Origin of the sequence: Streptomyces sp. NRRL B-1140 (genome assembly GCF_001280065.1) — a bacterium.
Classification (GTDB): Bacteria; Actinomycetota; Actinomycetes; order Streptomycetales; family Streptomycetaceae; genus Streptomyces.
This window is the reverse complement of the sequence record NZ_LGEA01000091.1, coordinates 79979-99360: the sequence shown is the minus strand read 5'-3', so window position 1 is coordinate 99360 and position 19382 is coordinate 79979. Positions and strand designations below refer to the sequence as shown.

Here is a 19382-nt window from a genome sequence, read left to right as displayed (position 1 = left end):
TCCATGCGAACCGACTCTTCTCCCGGCACCCTGCCGGCGCGGGAACACCTCCCGGCCGCACCAGCCGGTACGCCTGTCCTGGACGTAGTGATCCCCGTCTACAACGAGGAGAAGGACCTCCAGCCGTGCGTCCGCAGACTGCACGAGCACCTCGAGAGGACGTTCCCGTACGCGTTCCGCATCACGATCGCGGACAACGCCTCCACGGACACCACCCCGCAGGTGGCCGGGCGGCTGGCGGCGGAGATTCCCGAGGTCGCCACCTTCCGCCTGGAGCAGAAGGGGCGCGGCCGGGCCCTGCGGGCCGTCTGGTCGGCTTCGGACGCCCCGGTCCTGGCCTACATGGACGTGGATCTGTCCACCGACCTCAACGCCCTGCTGCCGCTGGTGGCGCCGCTGATCTCGGGCCATTCGGACCTCGCGATCGGCTCCCGGCTGGCCCGCAGTTCACGGGTGGTGCGCGGGCCCAAAAGGGAGTTCATCAGCCGGGTCTACAACCTGATCCTGCGCGGTTCGCTCCAGGCGCGGTTCTCCGACGCCCAGTGCGGCTTCAAGGCGATCCGCCGGGACGTGGCGCAGGTGCTGCTGCCCCTCGTCGAGGACACCGGCTGGTTCTTCGACACCGAGATGCTGGTGCTCGCCGAGCGGGCGGGCCTCAGGATCCACGAGGTGCCGGTCGACTGGGTCGACGACCCCGACTCGACCGTGCACATCGTCAAGACCGCGACCGACGACCTCAAGGGCGTGTGGCGGGTCGGCAGGGCCCTGGCCACCGGCTCGCTCGCGCTGGACCGGCTCGCCCGGCCGTTCGGCGACGACCCGCGCGACCGTGACCTCGTGGACGTGCCGAAGGGACTGGCCCGCCAGCTCGTCGGGTTCTGCGTGGTCGGCGGCCTGTCCACCCTCTTCTACCTGCTCCTCTACAGCGGCTTCCGGACCGTCACCGGCTCCCAGACCGCCAACGCCCTCGCCCTGCTGGTCTCGGCCATCGCCAACACGGCGGCCAACCGGCGGCTCACCTTCGGGGTGCGCGGGCGCGGCGGGGCCGTACGGCACCAGGCGCAGGGCCTGGTCGTCTTCGGCATCGGACTCGCCCTGACCAGCGGCTCGCTCGCGGCGCTGAACGCGGCCACCTCCGAGCCCGCGCACAGCACCGAACTGGCCGTCCTCATCGCGGCCAACCTCGCGGCGACCGTGCTGCGCTTCCTGCTCTTCCGGGCGTGGGTGTTCCCCGACCGGCGCGAGGACGACCCGGCGCGTGCCGCCTCGTCCTCGTACGACACCACCCCCTTCCGCGCCGGTGACGTCGCGGACTCCTGGCGGGACTCCACCGTGCAGTTGCTGCCGGTGCGCCCGCACGACACCGATGCGAGGAACTCGCGATGACCGTCCACCTCGACCGGCAGAGCACCGGCGGAGCCACGAGCTCCGGCACCCGGGCCACAGCACCCGAGCCGCACGCCGGTGCCCCGGCCCGCCCCTCCCCGCAACGGCTGTGGCGCGGCCGCCCCGAGGATCCCCGCTGGGCCCGCCCGGCCTTCCTCGCCCTGCTGCTGGCGACGGCCGTGCTCTACCTGTACAACCTGAGCGCCTCCGGCTACGCCAACTCCTTCTACTCGGCGGCCGTGCAGGCCGGCAGCCAGTCCTGGAAGGCGTTCTTCTTCGGCTCGCTCGACGCGGCGAACGCCATCACCGTCGACAAACCCCCGGCGGCCCTGTGGCCGATGGCCCTGTCCGTGCGGCTCTTCGGCCTCGGCTCCTGGGCGATCCTCGTGCCCGAGGTCCTCATGGGGGTCGGCACGGTGGCCGTCGTGTACGCGGCCGTGCGCCGCCGGTTCGGCCCGGCGGCCGGCCTGATCGCGGGCGCCGTGCTGGCGCTCACGCCGGTCGCGGCGCTGATGTTCCGCTTCAACAACCCCGACGCGATGCTGGCGCTGCTGATGGCGGTGGCCTGCTACCTCGTCCTCCGCGCCCTGGAGGACGGCCGGACGAAGTGGCTGCTGTGGGCCGGTGCCGCGATCGGCTTCGCCTTCCTGGCCAAGACGCTCCAGGCCTTCCTGATCCTGCCCCCGCTCGCCCTCGTCTACGGCGTCTGCGCACCGGTGTCGGTGAAGAAGCGGATCGGCCAGCTCGCCGCGGGTCTCGCCGCGATCGTCGTCTCCGGCGGCTGGTGGGTCGCGATCGTCGAACTGTGGCCCGCCTCCTCGCGCCCGTACGTCGGCGGTTCGCAGAACAACAGCTTTCTGGAACTGACCTTCGGCTACAACGGCCTGGGCCGCCTCAACGGCGACGAGACCGGCAGCGTCGGTGGCGGCGGTGGCGGTGGCGGCGGGAACGGCGGCGGCAACTGGGGCGAGACCGGCTGGGACCGGCTGTTCGGCTCCTCGATCGGCGGCCAGATCTCCTGGCTGATCCCGGCCGCGCTGATCCTGCTCGTGGCGGGGCTGGTGGCCACCCGCAAGGCGAAGCGCACGTCGGTGACCCGCGCTTCGTTCCTCGTCTGGGGCGGCGCGCTGCTCACCACCCTGCTGGTCTTCAGCTACATGCAGGGCATCTTCCACGAGTACTACACGGTGGCCCTCGCCCCCTACATCGCCCCGCTGGTCGGCATGGGCGCGACGGTGCTCTGGGGCCGGCGCGACAAGGCGTGGGCCGCGCTGACCCTGGCCGCCGCGACGACGGCGACCGCGGCCTGGGGGTACGTCCTGCTCAACCGTTCCTCCGACTACCTGCCCTGGCTCAAGTGGCTCGTCCTGATCGGCGGTCTGACGGCGGCCCTCGGCCTGATCTTCGCCGGCCGGCTCGGCCGCCGACTGGCCCTGGGTGCGGCCGGGCTGGGCCTCGTCGCCGCGCTGGCCGGTCCGGCGGCCTACACCCTCACCACCGTGAACGAGGGGCACACCGGCTCGATCGTCACGGCGGGTCCGGCGGTCGCGGGCGGCCGCGGCGGCCCGGGCGGTGGCGGTGGTCCCGGCGGTGGCGGCTTCCCCGGCGGCGGGTTCCCGGGCGGCGGCCAGAACCAGCAGAACGGCAACGGCAACGCGCAGGGGCAGGGGCAGCAGGGCAACGGCTTCCCCGGCGGCGGGTTCCCGGGCGGCGGCCAGAACCAGCAGGGCCAGGGCCAGCAGGGCCAGAACCGGCCGAACGGCGACGGCGGCCGGATGTACGGCATGGGCGGCGGTGGCGGTGCCGGCGGTCTGCTCAACGGCGCCAGTGTCAGCTCCGAGGCCAAGAAGCTGCTGGCTGCCGACGCCGACCGGTACACCTGGGCCGCGGCGGCCATCGGCGCCCAGAACGCGGCGAGTTACCAGCTCTCCACCGGCGACCCGGTGATGGCCATCGGCGGCTTCAACGGCTCCGACCCGTCCCCGACTCTGGCCCAGTTCAAGCAGTACGTGGCGGAGGGAAAGATCCACTACTTCATCGCCTCGGGCGGCATGGGCGGCGGCATGCGTGGAAACGGCGACGGCACCGCTTCCCAGATCACCTCCTGGGTCGAGGCCAACTTCAAGAAGGTCACGGCCGGTTCGGCCACGTTCTACGACCTCACCCGGAAGACGAGCAGCTGACACGCAACTGACCGGGCGAAGGGCGGTGGCCGAAAGGCGCCGCCCTTCACCGTCCCCGCGGAAACTCCGTTGTACGCCGTATAAGGAGTGTTCTACGGTGTACAGCATGACGACGTCCCCCCAGGAAAAGTCCGTGCCCGAGTCCGTGCGGGGCGGCCATCCCCAGCGCTGGCTGATCCTCGGTGTCATCTGCCTGGCGCAGCTCACCGTGCTGCTCGACAACACGATCCTGAATGTGGCCATCCCCTCCCTCACCCGGGAGATGGACGCCTCGACCGCCGACGTCCAGTGGATGATGAACGCCTACTCCCTGGTGCAGTCCGGCCTGCTCCTCACCGCGGGCAACTCCGCCGACCGCTACGGCCGCAAGCTGATGCTGATGTCGGGCCTCGCGATCTTCGGTGTGGGATCGCTCGCGGCCGGGCTGTCCCAGAGTCCGGGCCAGCTGATCGCGGCCCGTGCGGGCATGGGCGTCGGCGGCGCGCTGCTGATGACCACCACTCTCGCCGTCGTCGTGCAGATCTTCGACGACAAGGAGCGGGTGAAGGCGATCGCGCTGTGGTCGACGGTCAGTTCGCTCGGGTTCGCGGCCGGACCGCTGATCGGCGGTGTGATGCTGAACCACTTCTGGTGGGGCGCGATCTTCCTCATCAACATCCCGGTCGCGGTGCTGGGCCTGGTCGCGGTCGCCGCGCTGGTGCCCGAGTCGAAGCACAAGGCCGGTGACCGGCCCGACCTGCTCGGCGCTGTTCTGTCGACGATCGGCATGACGGCCGTCGTCTACGCGATCATCACCGGGCCCGAGCACGGCTGGACCTCCGCGCAGGTGCTGGTCTCGGCACTGATCGGCCTGGCCGTGCTCGGCCTGTTCGTGCTGTGGGAGCTGCGGACCGAGCACCCGATGCTCGACATGCACTTCTTCCGCAACCAGAAGTTCGTGGGCGCGGTCGCGGGCGCGATCCTCGTGGCGTTCGGCATGACCGGATCACTGTTCCTGCTCACGCAGCACCTGCAGTTCGTCCTCGGGTACGAGCCGCTGGACGCCGGGCTGCGGACCGCGCCGCTGGCGTTGACCGTCGTCGCGCTCAACTTCACGGGGGTCGGGGCGAAGCTGGTACTGAAGGCCGGGACGCCGGCGGCCATCGCGCTCGGCATGACCCTGGTGTCCGCGGGGCTGGCCGCGATCGCCCTGCTCGGTGGGCACGGGTACGGCGGGATGCTGCTCGGCCTGGTCGTGATGGGCGCCGGTGTGGCGCTGTCCATGCCGGCGATGGCCAACGCGATCATGGGCGCGATTCCGCCGGAGAAGGCGGGGGTCGGAGCGGGGATCAACGGAACCCTCGCCGAGTTCGGCAACGGGCTGGGTGTCGCGGTGCTCGGTGCGGTGCTCAACTCCCGGTTCGCCTCGCTGGTCGCCGTCTCCGCGGCGTCGTTGCCGGCGGCGCTGGCCTCCGCCGACTCGGCCGCGGAGAAGGCCCGGATCTCCGACGCCTTCGCCTCCGGTCTCGAGACCAGTCAGCTGGTCGGGGCGGTTGCCGTGCTGGCGGGCGGACTGGTCGCGGCGGCTTTGCTTCGGCGGGCCGAGCGGGCAGAGTCGGCCTAGGAGCCCGGGGCTGGTCGTAGCGCGCGGGTGCGGGTTCGTCGTGGTTGATCGCGCTCACGCGGCGGAGCCGCACATCGACACAGCCCCGCGCCCCTGAAAAGACGGCGCGTCTAGCATGAGCGGCGTTGAAAGATCGAGGAAGGTGCGCCATGGCGAAAGCCGCCCGGCAGGAGCAGCCCCGGCCCAGTGTCTGGCTGGAAGGCAAGGCGCACCGGCGGCGTGGTGGCGGGCAGCCCTCGGGGCTCGACCGGGACCGGATCATCGAGGTCACCGTGCGGCTGCTGGACGCCGAAGGGCTGGCCAGGTTCTCCATGCGGCGGCTGGCCGGCGAGCTGGACGTCACCGCGATGTCCGTCTACTGGTACGTCGACACCAAGGACGACCTGCTCGAACTCGCCCTGGACGAGGTCATGGGCGAGGTGCGGCTACCCGATCCGGACGCCGGTGCGGACTGGAGGGTCCAGGTGCGGGCGCTCGCCCGGGAGTACCGGAGGCTGCTGGTGGGGCACCCCTGGGTGTCCGCGCTGGTCGGTGTCTACCTCAACATCGGCCCCAACAACCTGGCGTTCTCGCGGGCGGTCCAGCGTGTCGTCCGCAGGACGGGGCTGCCCGCGAAGCGCCTGACGAGCGCGATCTCGGCCGTCTTCCAGTTCGTCTACGGCTACGGCACGCTGGAGGGCCATCTCGCCTCCCGGGCCGCCGCCGGCGGTATGAGCGTGGACGAGTACTTCCAGCAGGCCCTGAGCGCGGTGACCGCCGCCCCGCAGGCCGCCGACGTCCTGCGGGAGTCCCGGGAGATCATGGAGGCGCGCGGCGGCGACACGGTCGCCGAGATGCTGGAGCGCGACTTCGAGTTCGCACTGGAGCTGCTGATCGCCGGCATCGAGGCGATGGTCGCCCGCGAGGCGGAAGCCCCCGAAGAGGCGCAAGCCACCGGCGCCCCGGCTCCAGGAGCCCCAGAGTCCTCCGAGGAGTGACCTACTCCCCTTCCACCAGCCGCGCCGGGAACCCTCCGGTCGCCACCGGACCCCACCGCTCCGGCGTGATCCGGATGATCGACTTGCCCTGCTTGACCATGGCCGCGCGGTACTCGTCCCAGTCGGGGTGCTCTCCGGCGATGTTCCGGTAGTACTCCACGAGCGGTTCGACGGAGTCGGGGGAGTCGACGACCTCGGCCGTGCCGTCGATCTGGACCCAGGGGCCGTTCCAGTCGTCGCTGAGCACGAGCAGGCTCACCCGCGGGTCCCGCTTGGCGTTGCGGGTCTTGGCGCGCTCGGGATAGGTGGAGACCACGATCCGTCCGGAGTCGTCGACACCGCAGGTCAGCGGGGAGCCCTGAGGGCTGCCGTCGGCCCGCCGGGTCAGCAGGATGGCGTGGTGGCGGGGGCGTACGAAGTCGAGCAACTCGTCGAGTGAGACGCGGGTGTTCGTCGCGATGTTCGGTGCCATGTGCGGCAGCCTACGACGCCAGGGCTTCGGCGAGGTTGTCGTACACGGGCACGTCCCGGCGTATCCCGGTCAGCTCCAGGACCCGGCTCGTGATGCCCTCGGGCCGGGCCACCAGACGCACGGCCGCCCCCGGGCCGAGCCGCCGCCGTACGTCGTTGATGAGGCGGATGCCCTGGGAGTCCATGAAGGAGGTCGCGGTCAGGTCGAGGACGAGGACGTCCAGGTGGTCACCGTGGGCCCGGGCCGCGGACAGGACGTGCGGCAGCAGATCCGCCGCGTTGCAGAAGTCGATCTCGGCGGGCATCGTGAGGTGGACGCGGCCGGGGAGGTCGCGCGGTTCTGTGGGATTCGTGAAGAAGGTCACGGCTCACCTGGCAGACGTTCGTCCGGATTCCGGTAAGGCCGCTTCCTGACCCGAAGGCCATTCCATCATGTGGGGGCGGGCGGCGAAAGCTCCCCGTGGCGGCATCGGCCGGGCGTCACCTGGAGGCAACCGAACAGTTAGAGTGCTGTCCGTCCTGTGCTCGCAGTCGGGAATGTGCTGCGGAGCTCTCCTGCGCACGGCCATGGCCGTGCATGCCGAAGAGGTTCGTGGTGGCTGCGTCCGAGTTTCCTGATTTGCCCCGTTTTCCGGCTGGCGTCGAGCTGGCCGAGGCTCTCACGGTGGCTTCTCAGCAACTGCACGAGACCCTCACGCCCCACAGCACACTGCGCACGGCGGTCCGGCTGGCCGTGCATCTCATGCCCGGGGCCGAGCACGCCGGGATCTCGGTCATCGAGCGCGGCAACAAGCTCCGCACGCTGGCCTGGACCGACGAGGCCGTGCGCTCCGCCGAGGCCCGGCACACCGGCCGCGAACAGCACGGACTGTGGGACCAGTTGTGGAACAACCCGGTCGCGCGGATAACGGACAGCGAGGCCGACGACGGCTGGGACGTGCTGGCGGCCCTGGGGCTGCGCTCGGCGCTTTCGCTGCGGCTGCGTGCCGACCGCCGCCGGCTGACCGTGCTCACGGCCTACGCGCGCAAACCGGGGGCTTTCGACGAGGAGGCCACGCGCATCGGCCGGCTGTTCAGCGCGCACGTCAGCATCGCCCTGGACTCCGCGACCGTGCGCGAGCAGCTCACCGAGGCCATGCACACCCGGGACCTGATCGGCCAGGCCACCGGCATCCTGATGGAACGCCAGGGCATCGACGCGACCGCGGCCTTCGAGAGCCTCGTGCGGGCCTCCCAGCGGGAGAACGTGAAACTGCGCGACCTCGCCCGCCGGATCGTGGGCGGCAACGCCCCCTGAGGTGAGGTGGATTACCTCAGGGGCGTGTTCGGGTGATGACGGGATATCCGTACGGCCATGAGTTCCGAGACGTCCGACACGCTGGACCAGGCGATGGTGCGCAGCAGCGGTCTCGACACCCTGCTGCGCGATATGACCGACCGCGCGGTGCAGGACGTGCCCGGCGCCGACGCGTGCAGCATCACCGTGCGCCGCGCCGGGCGGCTGCTCACCCTGGCCGGCAGTGACGGCATGCCCAGCGGCCTGGACCTGCGCCAGTACGAGAACGGCGCGGGGCCCTGCGTCGACGCGGCCGAGACCGGCGAGGAGCAGTACGCCCCGGATCTCGCCGAGGAGTCCCGCTGGCCCGACTACGCGCGCTACGCGGTGTCCCAGGGCGTCCGCTGTGTGCTGGCGGTACCGGTCGTCGTCGAGAGCGAGAAGGGCGCCGCGCTCAACTTCTACGGACGGCGGGCCCATGCCCTGGACCCGGGCCGAGAGGCGGCCCGGGCTTTCGCGACCCGGGCCGGGGACGCCATCGACGTGGCGCTGCGCATCGAGCGCCGACACCAGTCGGCGGCCGACGTGCGCACCGCGCTGCTCTCCCGCAGCGTCATCGACCAGGCGATCGGCATCCTGATGGCGCAGGAGCGGATCGACGCTCAAGTCGCGCTGGAGCGGCTGCGCCGGGCCTCGCAGGACCGGAACGTCAAGCTCCGGGATCTGTGCGGCCAGTTGGTGGCGCGGGTGTCCGTGCCGGACTCACGCCGCCGGAAGTGACTCGCCCTGCACGGCCTGGATGTCCAGCTCCACCTTCAGCGTGGTGCCGATGGCGGCGATGCCGGCCTGCAGGACCTGGTTGTAGTTCATCGCGAAGTCCTCGCGGTGCAGTTCGGTCGTCGCACGGAACGCCGCCCGGGTGCCGCCCCACGGGTCCGGACCCGTGCCGAGGTAGGCCAGGTCCAGGTCAACGGGCCGTACGACCCCGTGCATGCCCAGCTCCCCGTGGACGGTCCATCGGTCGGAGCCGGTCGCCGTCAGCCCCGTCGACCGGAAGGTGATCTCCGGGAAGCGTTCGACGTCAAGGAAGTCCGGCGACTTCAGGTGCCCGTCGCGCATGCCGTTGCCGGTGTCGATCGACGCGGCCCGGATCGCCGCCTCCACACGCGACTTGGTGACGTCGTCCGGGGCGATCTCGATCGCGCCGGAGAACTCCGTGAACCGGCCGTGCACGCTGGAGATGCCCAGGTGCTGGGCCACGGCGGCCACGCTGGAGTGCACCGGGTCGACGGTCCACGGCCCGGGCGGCGGCAGCTCGGTGCCGCCCTGCCGGGCCAGCGTCACCGTGCCGACCTCGGCCCGCCCGCTCGCCGTGACGATCACACTGGAGGCCGCGGGCGCGTAGCCCACCGCCGTGACGATGACGGTGTACGCCCCCGCCTCCATCGGCGTCGCGTCCCGCACGGCGCCCTCCGCGTCGGCCTCGGCCCGCAGCACCTGCGCGCCCGTCATGTCCGCCACCGTGACGACCGCGTGCGACACGGCCCATCCGTCGCGGGTACGGATCCTCGCGGTCAGTCCCATCTCACCCAACTTCCTCTCAGAACAAACCGGCCCGCGACAGGGGGCGCACCTCCGCTCGGAGCGCGCCCACCTGTCACGGGCCGGGGCCGGACTACTCGCCGGGGTGGGCGAGTTCGATGTCGTGGGCGTCGGTGCCGGCGCCCGCGACCGTCAGGGCGGTGGCCACCGGCGGGTAGCCCGTGGCGATGACGGTGTACTCGCCGCCGTCCAGGTCGGTGAAGGCGTACGCCCCGTCCGTCCCGGTCGTGGCCGAGCCGACGACGTTGCCCGCCTGGTCGACCAGCGTCACCCGGGCGTCGGCCAGCGGGCCGTGCGGGGCGCGGACGACACCCTGGACGCGGGCGCCGGAGTCCAGGTCGATCTCGACCCGGGTGACCCCGGTGCCGCCCACCTCGACGGGCAGGGCACGCGGCCGGTACCCGGCGGCGTTCACCGCGACGGTCACCGCACCCGGCACCAGCTCGGCGAAGGAGAACTCGCCCTGCTCACCCGTGGTCCCGTTGGCCAGCAGGTCCCCGCGCACATCGGTCACGATGACCATGGCGTCCTTGACCGGCTGCCCGCTCTCGGCGGCCCGCACCAGGCCGGTCAGCCCGCTGGTGCCGCTGAGCAGGATGTCGTAGGCGACCGGCTCGCCGTTCACCACGACCGTGGAGGCCTGCGGCTGGAAGCCGTCGGCGGAGGCGATCAGGACATACGAGCCGGCGCCCGGGGCGTCGACGGCGTACGAGCCGTCGGCCTGCGCCACGGACCGGCCCAGCTGACGCCCGCCCAGCGAGATCAGCGTGACGGCGGCCTGCGGCACGGGCGCGGACTCGTTCCCGCGGACGAAGCCGCGGACGGGCACGCCGGGGGCAGCACCGGAGGTCTCCTCCGGACGCTCCGCCGTGGCGACGGCGGCGAGCCGCTGGGTGCCCTCGGGCCCGGCCTCGGTCTCGGCGACGGCCCAGCTCGGCGCGTTCTTCTCGTTCTTCTCCGTGGCGGGAGCCTCGACGGCGACCGCCTCGGCGGGGGCCACGGCAGGCGTCTCGGACTCGGTGGCCTGAGCCAGTCCGCCCTTCGTCTTCAACGGGACCTCCTTGATGAACAGCGACACCAGCAGGGCGAGCAGCGCCATCGGGGCCGAGTAGAGGAAGACGTCCGCGACACCGTGGCCGTAGGCGCTCTCCACGATGGTGCGGATCGGCGCGGGCATCGCGCCGAGGTCGGGGATGCCGCCACCGCCGGTGCCGGCGTGACCGAGGGCCGCGCCCTTCGGGCCGAGGTCGGCGAGGCCGTCCTTGACGTAGTCGGTGATCTTGTTGCCCAGGACCGCGCCGAGCGCCGAGACGCCCACGGCACCGCCCAGGGAGCGGAAGAAGGTCACCGTGGAGCTGGCGGCGCCCAGGTCGCCCGGCTCCACCTGGTTCTGCGTGCAGAGCACCAGGTTCTGCATCATCATGCCGATGCCGAGGCCCATCAGCGCCATGAAGATCGCTATGTGCCAGTACTCGGTGTCGTAGCGGATCGTGCCCAGCAGACCGAGGCCCGCCGTCACCAGCACACCGCCGGCCAGCAGCCAGCCCTTCCAGCGCCCGGTCCGGGTGATGATCTGCCCGGAGACGGTGGAGGAGACGAAGAGACCCGCGATCATCGGGATCGTCATCACACCGGACATCGTCGGTGACTTGTCCCGCGCCAGCTGGAAGTACTGGCTGAAGAAGACGGTGCCGGAGAACATCGCGACGCCGACGAACAGGGAGGCCACGGAGGCCAGCGTGATGGTGCGGTTGCGGAACAGCCGCAGCGGGATGATCGGCTCGCTGGCCTTCGCCTCGACGAGGACGAACAGCGCCAGCAGCACCACGGAACCGCCGACCATCGCGTACGTCTGCCAGGAGAGCCAGTCGTACTTGTCACCGGCGAAGGTCACCCAGATCAGCAGCAGGCAGACGGCCGCGGTGATGAAGAAGGCGCCGGCCCAGTCGACCTTGACCTTCCGCTTCACCACGGGCAGGTGCAGGGTCTTCTGCAGCACGATCAGGGCGATCACGGCGAAGGGCACGCCGACGTAGAAGCACCAGCGCCAGCCGAGCCAGTCGGTGTCGGTGATGACACCGCCGACCAGCGGGCCGCCGACCATGGCGGTGGCGAAGGTCGCGCCCAGGTAGCCGTTGTAACGGCCGCGCTCACGCGGCGAGATCATCGCCGCCATGATGATCTGGGCCAGGGCGGACAGACCGCCCATGCCGATGCCCTGGACCGCGCGGAAGGTGATGAGCATGCCCGGGTTCTGCGACATGCCGGCCGCCGCCGAACCCAGGACGAAGACGACCAGCGCGAGCTGGATCAGCAGCTTCTTGGAGAACAGGTCGGCGAGCTTGCCCCACAGCGGGGTGGAGGCCGTCATCGTCAGCAGGGACGCGGTGACGACCCAGGTGTAGGCGCTCTGGCCGCCACCGAGGTCCCCGATGATGCGGGGCAGGGCGTTGGAGACGATCGTCGACGACAGGATCGCGACGAACATGCCGAGCAGGAGGCCGGTGAGGGCCTCCATGATCTGCCGGTGCGTCATGGGAGCGCCGTCGCCGGAGGAGCCGTGGGAGCCTCCCCCGTGCTTGGCATGAGCCCGCACACCGGCTGGTGTGGTCGTTGCCATGGGCTTCCTTTTCTTACGTGCTTGCGGGTGTACGGGTGGTCTGGTCGAAAGCGGGCGGTGCGGCCCGGGTGCCGGGGCGGCAGTCGAAGCTCTCCCGCAGCCGCGCCATGAGGTTTGTGAGCTGGCCGACCTCCTCGTCGGTCCAGTCGCTCAGGCGCTCGGCGAGGACCTCGGTGGTCCGCCGGGACAGCTCGTCGAGCTGTGTGTGGCCCGCGGGTGTGAGGCGCAGGATGCGTGAGCGTTTGTCCGCCGGGTCGGGGGAGCGTTCGATCCAGCCCCGGTCCACGACGTGAGCGACGTGGCGACTGGTGACCGACATGTCCACCGCCAGCAGCTCGGCGAGCTTGCTCATGCGCATGTCGCCGTGGCGGCCCAGCAGGGTCAGCACGGCCGCCGACCCGCCGGGGCACTCGGCGGGCATGATCCGTCCGAGCTCCCGCTTCACGGCGCCGAAGGCGCTGAACTGGCGGACCAGCTCTTCGTACTGCGCCTTTTCGGCCATGACACCTCCTGCTTTCGTTGCTTTGAGCAACCATAGAAGCTGTTGGTTGCTGCAGGCAAATAAAACGGGCCGGTGTGGGATCAAAACTTGGCAAAGGCAAGTATTGCGACAGTAAACATGCTGGTGGCGAGCCCGGCGGTAGGGGTCACTCGCTCCCAAACGGAACCCCTACCCCCACTTGGGGAGCCCCGGCGTTTTCGCTAGGGTCTCGGGCCATGGCTAACAACCAGGCCCCGCAGGGCAATCACGACCCCGCCGGCAGCACCCAGATGTTCCGCGCGTTCGTCGACGAGGCCCCGCAGGGCCGTCAGGCGGCGGCACCGTCCAGCAGCGGCCCGCGCACCGGTCTCATCCTCGGCGTCGTGGTCGCCGTGGCGGTCATCGCGGCGGTGGCCTGGCTGGCGCTGGCGTAGCACTTACGGCGGGCTTCCCGGGCCGGGCCGATTTTCCAGGTGCTCGGGGTGGTGGCCGGGGCCGGGTGGGTGCGCGACCAGGCGCGACGAGGTGCCGCTGCGCCCACCCGTGCCGCCCCCAGCGGCACGCATGCCCGCAGCTGAGCGGAGACACCCCCCGGCGTGGCCCCCACCCACACCCGGCGTCGGCGCAGCCACCCGCACCCCCACCGAACCGGCACAGACGTAGGGCGCGGCCCAAAAGACCGCGCCCCAGTCCTCCGTCAGGACCAGCCCTCGTCGGGACCGGCTCAGTCCTCCGAGATCAAGCCTTCCCGGAGCTGCGCCAGCGTCCGGGTCAGCAGTCGGGAGACGTGCATCTGCGAGATGCCGACCTCCTCGCCGATCTGCGACTGCGTCATGTTCGCGAAGAACCGCAGCATGATGATCCGCCGCTCACGGGGCGGCAGCTTCGCCAGCAGCGGCTTCAGGGACTCCCGGTACTCCACGCCCTCCAGCGCGGTGTCCTCGTACCCCAGCCGGTCCGCCAGCGACCCCTCGCCACCGTCGTCCTCCGGTGCCGGCGAGTCCAGCGAGGACGCGGTGTAGGCGTTCCCCACCGCCAGCCCGTCGACGACGTCCTCCTCGGACACCCCGAGCACAGCGGCCAGTTCGGTCACCGTCGGCGACCGGTCCAGCTTCTGCGAGAGCTCGTCACTGGCCTTGGTCAGCGCGAGCCGCAGCTCCTGCAGTCTGCGCGGCACCCGCACCGACCACGACGTGTCCCGGAAGAACCGCTTGATCTCCCCGACCACCGTCGGCATCGCGAACGTCGGGAACTCCACGCCCCGTTCGCAGTCGAACCGGTCGATCGCCTTGATCAGCCCGATCGTGCCGACCTGGACGATGTCCTCCATCGGCTCGTTCCGGGACCGGAACCGCGCGGCGGCGTACCGCACGAGCGGGAGGTTGAGCTCGATGAGCGTGTCACGGACGTACGCACGCTCGGGGCTGTCCTCGCCGAGCGCGGCCAGCCGCAGGAACAGGGAGCGGGACAGGGTGCGGGTGTCGATGGCGCCCGCAGCCGGAAGGACCGGAACGGGCTCGGCCGGGAGGGCCGGTACGTCATCGATGGAGCCGAGTGAGTCGAGAGCATGGGGAGCTGTCTCGCTCTCCGCGAGCGTGAGCACCTTCGAGCTGCCCTGTTCTGCGGACATGCCACCCCCTTTGGGTCGCGGGACGGTCGCGGCGAACGCCCCCGCTTGAGGAACGCAGCCTTCACCTGAATACCGGCTCCGAAGCTCCGGCAAACGCGCTTCCCGCAGAATGTCACATGTCGGCAACACGCTGTAGTGACATGTCGACATCTGAGACGCGAATACGCCCTGCAAACAAGGGGTCTGACGCCTTTTCGGCTTTCAACTGTCGGCAACCGCCCTGATGAGCGATTCCCTCCCCGCGGTGACCTCTCGCTCGCGTTTGCGGTTACGCGTCGATCCGGTTCGCAGAACGCAACCGCTGGAAGCTACGCGCGAGTAGCCGCGACACGTGCATCTGTGAGACGCCGAGCTCCGCGGAGATCTGAGACTGCGTGAGATTGCTGTAGTACCGCAGCAGCAGGATCCGCTGCTCCCGCTCGGGCAGCTGGACGAGCAGATGCCGGACGAGGTCCCGGTGCTCCACGCCGTCCAGCGCGGGATCCTCGTAGCCGAGCCGGTCCAGCAGCCCCGGCAGGCCGTCGCCCTCCTGCGCGGCCTCCAGGGAGGTCGCGTGGTACGACCGCCCGGCCTCGATGCAGGACAGCACCTCGTCCTCCGTGATGCGCAGCCGCTCGGCGATCTCCGAGGTCGTCGGGGTCCGCCCGAAGGAGGTCGTCAGATCCTCCGTCGCGCTGTTCACCTGCACCCACAGCTCGTGCAGCCGGCGCGGCACATGGACGGTGCGGACGTTGTCGCGGAAGTACCGCTTGATCTCGCCCACGACGGTCGGCATCGCGAACGTCGGGAACTGCACGCCCCGGTCCGGGTCGAAGCGGTCGATGGCGTTGATGAGCCCGATCGTGCCGACCTGGACGACGTCTTCCATCGGCTCGTTGCGGGAGCGGAAGCGGGCGGCCGCATAGCGCACGAGCGGGAGATTCGCCTCGATGAGCGCCCCGCGTACGCGGTCGTGCTCCGGGGTGCCCGGCTGGAGGTCCTTGAGCTGCGCGAAGAGGACCTGGGTGAGGGCCCGGGTGTCGGCGCCACGGCTGCTCCGCTGGGGTGCGGCTTGAGGAGGCCCTGCCGGAGGGGGCGACGCCTGGGAGGACGCGGGCGGAGCCTGAGGAGACGGTGCCTGAGGGGACGGTGCCTGAGGTGCGGTACTGGCCAGCACGGTCAACTCCACCTCGTCATCGTCGACTCATCCGTCAACTCTGCCATCAAAAGCGGTCATAGCATCACAAGACATGCACTCCGTGTGCAAGCACCTCATAACTACGTGTTGAGTGATGAAAGCCGCACCACTTCTCACTCAACAGAAGAGCCCCCTGCCGAGGGGCAGGGGGCGGAAGCGGCCGGTGGTGCGGCCGGTCTCAGAACTCGTAGTCCGCGATCACCCACGTGGCGAACTCACGCCACAGCGCGACCCCGGCCTGGTGGTCCGGGTGCTCCACGTACCGCCGCAGCGCGTCCGCGTCGTCGCAGGCCGAGTTGATGGCGAAGTCGTAGGCGATGGGGCGGTCGCTGACGTTCCAGCCGAGCTCCCAGAACCGCAGCTCCGGGATCGTGTCACCGAGCGCGCGGAAGGCCTCGACACCCTTCACGACCCGGGGGTCGTCACGCTCGACGCCCTCGTTGAGCTTGAAGAGCACCAGGTGGCGGATCATCACTTTCCTCCCTTGGCGACCCACGTCGCGAAGTCCCCGAGCGCCCCGGCGGCGTCCGAGATGCCCTGGAACCCTATGAGGACGTAGTCGGCCGCCGTCTGCGGGTCCGTGACGATCACGTACATCACGAAGACCACGACGACGTAGACGGCGATCTTCTTCGCGTTCACCGCCACCGCGGCCTCCCCAGTCACTGTTGCCCCATGCAGCGCACATGATCGCACGAAGGGCCGATCACCCGAAGGGGCAGATCGCACGAAGAGCCCGGATCGCACGAAGGGCCCCGTCTGACGACGGGGCCCTTCACAAGCGGTAGCGGAGGGATTTGAACCCTCGGTGACTTGCGCCACACTCGCTTTCGAGGTCTGTTCCTGCTGGTCAGAGGAATATCCAGAGTCGTTCAACCTCGTTCATTCCCGCTTCCCACCGGTGACGCGGACCGCTGTGAACGACTCCGAACGAGGCTGAATGAGACGGGACCTGAGACGGAGCGCGGTCCGGCTGACCTGCCCTTCTGCTCCCTTAGCAGTCAGAGGCAGGGGCCTCCAGGCTGCGATCACAGCCGCTGGGTCACCGTCGTAAAGCACGTGTGGCTCATCTGCCTGTGGGGGGATGAAGCGCGTGCGGTACCGCTGTAGGTCGCTCTCGGTAGCGATCGCTCGCCACTTCGCCCGGTCCTCGGGGGTCCAAAAGCCGTGGTCAACGACGACGTCACGCCCTGCCTTGAGCAGCTCCCGAAGGTCGACCGCCACGTCTTCGAGGACGGGGCGCTCAAGGGTGGGGAAAACGCCCCGGGGGAAGTCCACGCCATAGACGCCGTGCCGGCGGAACATCTCTTCGTCTGGGCACAGCCTTGAGAACCCGCGAGCAGTGAGGGTGCGGGAAAGGGTCGTCTTTCCGGAGCCGGGGAGCCCGGCCATAAGGACGCAGAACGGCGGGTGTGCAGGCATTACGACGACTGGAAGGAGCTACTGGAGGACGCGAAGGTGCGAGACGGCCGTCTGCGCGATGCTCGGCACACCGCCGCCACGGTCCTGCTGATCCTCGGAGTCTCGGAGCGGGCCGTAATGGGGCTCATGGGATGGTCCACCACGGCCATGGCCGCGCGGTACCAACACATGGTCGACAGCGTCCGCAGCAGTGTCGCCGAACAGGTCGACGGGCTCATCTGGAAGTCCGCTCGGGAATCGCAGGAGGACGATGCCTGAGCGTCTCTAAGTGTGCGCCGTCTGCCCATGGTGATGAGCGACGCCACCGCGGGCAGACGAGTGACCTGAGGGCGCAGTCGTCGCTAGCCGGTGGAGGAGTAGTGAGAATCATGCGGGATGGGAGGGCCTGCGGCGACGGCTTGCAAGTACGCCTCATCGAGTAGAGAGACGAACCGGATGGGCCGACGATCCTCCAAAGTTCCGGCCCAGTTTCTCCAGTTCGTCCCAGACAATTGCCAGTGCCGGCGTGCCACCTCGCCACTGAAGTGGAGCTCTGCCAACACTCGGATCGTGTCGTCGTTGACCCGCTTTAGGCGGTAGTCGGCGAACCAGTTACTTACGATGAGATTGACGAAGATCGTCTGCTTACGCTCTAGCTGTGAGGTGACAGGGACCGGCTCCCAACAGGCCGTAAGCTCAGGGTCCTCGACGGAGGCTAAGAGGAGTTGCCGGTGAGACGCGCGTTGCGCTTCCTCGTTCGCGACCTTGATCTGACGTGACTGATGAACCAACGAGGCAACTACGCCCAAGAGCGCTGCGGCGGAGAAGAGCACCGATAGGGCGCCGTAGGCCTGACTGACCTTGCTGAGTTCGTCCCAGTCCTTCTCCCCAGAGGCTGCCAATTGCAGCAAGAGAGGCGTCATCGCTATTGCGAGCGCAGTGGCTACCCCCGCCGTGATCCACACCGAGATCCTTTGGTGCCGTTCAGACATTCGCGCCATGAGCCCTCCGCCCCGAGACCTTCACCCATCTTGGGGAGACGCGATCAGCGGAGCAAGGTCGACGGCCGTTCGATCATCCGAGTGCCTGTGCGCGGCTCGATGTTCGGCGCGTCGTGGTGAAACAACTGAGACGGAGAAGCACGAGGGGCCCGACTCAGTGAGTCGGGCCCCTCGTCTACCTGCGGTAGCGGAGGGATTTGAACCCTCGGTGACTTGCGCCACACTCGCTTTCGAGGCGAGCTCCTTCGGCCGCTCGGACACGCTACCGAGGGAGACCTTACAGCACGGAGCCGCGTGCTTTGAAATCGGTATTCAGCGACCGCGGAAGAAATCGGTGAGCAGCCCGGCGCACTCCCCGGCGAGCACGCCCTCGATCACCTCGGGGCGGTGGTTGAGCCGCCGGTCCCGGACGAGGTCCCACAGGGAGCCGGCCGCGCCGGCCTTCTCGTCGCGGGCGCCGTAGACGAGGCGGTCGACACGGGACTGCTGGATCGCGCCCGCGCACATCGTGCAGGGCTCCAGCGTGACCACGAGGGTGCAGCCGGCGAGCCGCCACGCGCCGAGAGCGGCCGCGGCCCGCCGCAGGGCGAGCAACTCCGCGTGAGCCGTGGGGTCGCCGCCGGCCTCGCGTTCGTTGTGCCCGGCCGCGAGCACGGTCGTGCCGTCCGGGGCGAGGACGACGGCGCCGACGGGGACGTCCCCGCCCCGGACGGCCTCGGCGGCCTCGTCCAGGGCGAGCCGCATCGCGGGCCGCCAGGGGTCCCGGACCGGATCCGGCACTCCCGCGCCCGCGCCGTCACGACCGGTCAGCGGACGGTCTCCAGGGTCTCCGAGGCGCCCAGGGACTCGGCGATCTCGGTGACGGCGTCCGTCGACATCAGCCGCAGCTCCTTCTCGCTCACCCCGAGGTCGTCCAGGACCAGCGCGTCACCGACCGGGCCGTGCGGCACGGACTTGGCGGAGCCGGCGGGCCCGGAGCCGCCCTCGGCATCCTCGTCGTCCCCGTCGGATTCACCGTCCTCGGTGCCGTCGAGGTCGAGGGCGTCGAGGTCGTCCCCGTCGTCCGGATCGCGGCCGAGCAGCTCGGTCAGCAGGATCTCGCCGTAGCTGCTGCGGGCAGCGGCGGCGGCGTCCGAGACGTAGATGCGAGGGTCCTCCTCGCCATCCACGCGGACGACGCCGAACCAGGCGTCCTCCTGCTCGATGAGCACGAGCACCGTGTCCTCGTCGGGGGAGGCTTCACGGGCCAGGTCGGCGAGATCCGACAGGGTCTCCACATCGTCGAGCTCTGTGTCGCTCGCTTCCCACCCGTCTTCGGTGCGCGCGAGCAGTGCGGCGAAGTACACCGTGACTCTCCCACTGGTCATAGGCGTGCCGGTTGGGGGTCCCCCCGGCGGAGGTTACGGGCGGGGAGTGCTCGTCCGAGCCCCACCCACTCGGAATCGTGGCAGAAACAAGGCGTTCAGGGGACGTCTTCGGCTCCCTGTGTCCGGCAGTTCCGCTCGCACGCCCGTTGCCGCCACCTGCGGATCGTACGCGGCTTTGCCCCGCTGCACGCACGGTCACCCGCGACA

Annotated in this window: 20 protein-coding genes, 1 tRNA gene and 1 pseudogene; 8 read left to right on the top strand and 14 right to left on the bottom strand. The window is 70.1% G+C overall.

Annotation, left to right across the window (positions count from 1 at the left end; translation table 11 throughout):
* Positions 1-3 precede the first annotated feature (3 nt).
* The 4 genes from ADK65_RS12370 to ADK65_RS12355 all read left to right on the top strand — a co-directional run bounded on the left by ADK65_RS12370 (position 4) and on the right by ADK65_RS12355 (position 6149).
* Positions 4-1386, top strand: a complete 1383-nt coding sequence (locus ADK65_RS12370; RefSeq protein ID WP_053670027.1) for a bifunctional glycosyltransferase family 2/GtrA family protein — start codon at positions 4-6, stop codon at positions 1384-1386.
* A complete protein-coding gene (locus tag ADK65_RS12365) occupies positions 1383-3569 on the top strand; it encodes an ArnT family glycosyltransferase (protein ID WP_053670026.1) in 2187 nt (728 codons plus the stop codon). The genes ADK65_RS12370 and ADK65_RS12365 overlap by 4 nt, the downstream gene beginning before the upstream one ends.
* A 106-nt stretch (positions 3570-3675) precedes the next feature.
* Positions 3676-5172 (top strand): MFS transporter, encoded by a 1497-nt coding sequence (locus ADK65_RS12360; RefSeq protein ID WP_053670489.1) that lies wholly within the window; start codon positions 3676-3678, stop codon positions 5170-5172.
* A gap of 149 nt (positions 5173-5321) precedes the next feature.
* Complete coding sequence (locus ADK65_RS12355) at positions 5322-6149, top strand: TetR/AcrR family transcriptional regulator (RefSeq protein ID WP_053670025.1); 828 nt, start codon at positions 5322-5324, stop codon at positions 6147-6149.
* Between the two features lies 1 nt (position 6150).
* On the opposite strand, the gene ADK65_RS12350 is transcribed toward ADK65_RS12355, so the two are convergent.
* Together ADK65_RS12350 and ADK65_RS12345 are read right to left on the bottom strand one after the other, a co-directional pair.
* Complete coding sequence (locus ADK65_RS12350) at positions 6151-6621, bottom strand: PPOX class F420-dependent oxidoreductase (protein WP_053670024.1); 471 nt, start codon at positions 6619-6621, stop codon at positions 6151-6153.
* 10 nt (positions 6622-6631) lie between these two features.
* On the bottom strand, positions 6632-6925 hold the full coding sequence (locus ADK65_RS12345) for an STAS domain-containing protein (RefSeq protein ID WP_234352879.1): 294 nt from the start codon (positions 6923-6925) through the stop codon (positions 6632-6634).
* A gap of 272 nt (positions 6926-7197) precedes the next feature.
* Between ADK65_RS12345 and ADK65_RS12340 the strand changes: the two genes are divergently transcribed.
* Together ADK65_RS12340 and ADK65_RS12335 are read left to right on the top strand one after the other, a co-directional pair.
* Positions 7198-7917, top strand: a complete 720-nt coding sequence (locus ADK65_RS12340; RefSeq protein ID WP_078955931.1) for a GAF and ANTAR domain-containing protein — start codon at positions 7198-7200, stop codon at positions 7915-7917.
* A gap of 57 nt (positions 7918-7974) precedes the next feature.
* Positions 7975-8676, top strand: a complete 702-nt coding sequence (locus tag ADK65_RS12335; RefSeq protein WP_053670021.1) for a GAF and ANTAR domain-containing protein — start codon at positions 7975-7977, stop codon at positions 8674-8676.
* On the opposite strand, the gene ADK65_RS12330 is transcribed toward ADK65_RS12335, so the two are convergent.
* The 3 genes from ADK65_RS12330 to ADK65_RS12320 form a co-directional block, all read right to left on the bottom strand.
* The gene (locus ADK65_RS12330) at positions 8659-9480 is read right to left on the bottom strand and encodes a YceI family protein (protein WP_053670020.1); all 822 of its coding nucleotides are present in this window, start codon (positions 9478-9480) and stop codon (positions 8659-8661) included. The genes ADK65_RS12335 and ADK65_RS12330 overlap by 18 nt on opposite strands.
* Before the next feature lie 91 nt (positions 9481-9571).
* Complete coding sequence (locus ADK65_RS12325) at positions 9572-12118, bottom strand: MFS transporter (protein WP_107092274.1); 2547 nt, start codon at positions 12116-12118, stop codon at positions 9572-9574.
* 13 nt (positions 12119-12131) lie between these two features.
* Positions 12132-12620 carry a MarR family winged helix-turn-helix transcriptional regulator gene (locus ADK65_RS12320; RefSeq protein WP_053670018.1) on the bottom strand — a complete coding sequence of 163 codons (489 nt, stop codon included), beginning with the start codon at positions 12618-12620 and terminating at the stop codon, positions 12132-12134.
* A 215-nt stretch (positions 12621-12835) separates the two neighbouring features.
* Here ADK65_RS12320 and ADK65_RS12315 point away from each other — a divergent pair, with 215 nt between their 5' ends.
* The gene (locus tag ADK65_RS12315; RefSeq protein ID WP_053670017.1) at positions 12836-13033 is read left to right on the top strand and encodes a hypothetical protein; all 198 of its coding nucleotides are present in this window, start codon (positions 12836-12838) and stop codon (positions 13031-13033) included.
* A gap of 290 nt (positions 13034-13323) precedes the next feature.
* Here the strand turns inward: ADK65_RS12315 and ADK65_RS12310 are convergent, their stop codons facing one another.
* The 5 genes from ADK65_RS12310 to ADK65_RS12295 form a co-directional block, all read right to left on the bottom strand.
* Positions 13324-14229, bottom strand: coding sequence for an RNA polymerase sigma factor SigF (locus ADK65_RS12310; RefSeq protein WP_053670016.1), 906 nt, complete (start codon positions 14227-14229; stop codon positions 13324-13326).
* Positions 14230-14497: 268 nt separating this feature from the next.
* Positions 14498-15385 (bottom strand): RNA polymerase sigma factor SigF, encoded by an 888-nt coding sequence (locus tag ADK65_RS12305; protein ID WP_053670488.1) that lies wholly within the window; start codon positions 15383-15385, stop codon positions 14498-14500.
* 199 nt (positions 15386-15584) lie between these two features.
* Complete coding sequence (locus ADK65_RS12300; protein WP_053670015.1) at positions 15585-15878, bottom strand: Dabb family protein; 294 nt, start codon at positions 15876-15878, stop codon at positions 15585-15587.
* A complete protein-coding gene (locus ADK65_RS38035; protein WP_107092272.1) occupies positions 15878-16054 on the bottom strand; it encodes a hypothetical protein in 177 nt (58 codons plus the stop codon). The genes ADK65_RS12300 and ADK65_RS38035 overlap by 1 nt, the downstream gene beginning before the upstream one ends.
* Positions 16055-16288: 234 nt before the next feature.
* Positions 16289-16798: an AAA family ATPase gene (locus tag ADK65_RS12295; RefSeq protein WP_324614270.1), complete on the bottom strand. Its 510-nt coding sequence runs from the start codon at positions 16796-16798 to the stop codon at positions 16289-16291.
* A 30-nt stretch (positions 16799-16828) separates the two neighbouring features.
* Here ADK65_RS12295 and ADK65_RS12290 point away from each other — a divergent pair.
* Positions 16829-17086 (top strand): annotated as a pseudogene (locus ADK65_RS12290) (site-specific integrase); the annotation flags it as partial.
* An 83-nt stretch (positions 17087-17169) separates the two neighbouring features.
* On the opposite strand, the gene ADK65_RS12285 reads toward ADK65_RS12290, so the two are convergent.
* The 4 genes from ADK65_RS12285 to ADK65_RS12270 all read right to left on the bottom strand — a co-directional run bounded on the left by ADK65_RS12285 (position 17170) and on the right by ADK65_RS12270 (position 19154).
* Positions 17170-17772: a DUF6082 family protein gene (locus ADK65_RS12285; protein WP_159038771.1), complete on the bottom strand. Its 603-nt coding sequence runs from the start codon at positions 17770-17772 to the stop codon at positions 17170-17172.
* 218 nt (positions 17773-17990) lie between these two features.
* A tRNA-Ser gene (locus ADK65_RS12280) sits at positions 17991-18075 on the bottom strand.
* Positions 18076-18120: 45 nt separating this feature from the next.
* Complete coding sequence (gene tadA, locus ADK65_RS12275; protein WP_053670012.1) at positions 18121-18552, bottom strand: tRNA adenosine(34) deaminase TadA; 432 nt, start codon at positions 18550-18552, stop codon at positions 18121-18123.
* A gap of 62 nt (positions 18553-18614) precedes the next feature.
* Positions 18615-19154, bottom strand: a complete 540-nt coding sequence (locus ADK65_RS12270) for a hypothetical protein (protein ID WP_053670011.1) — start codon at positions 19152-19154, stop codon at positions 18615-18617.
* Positions 19155-19382: the final 228 nt, after the last annotated feature.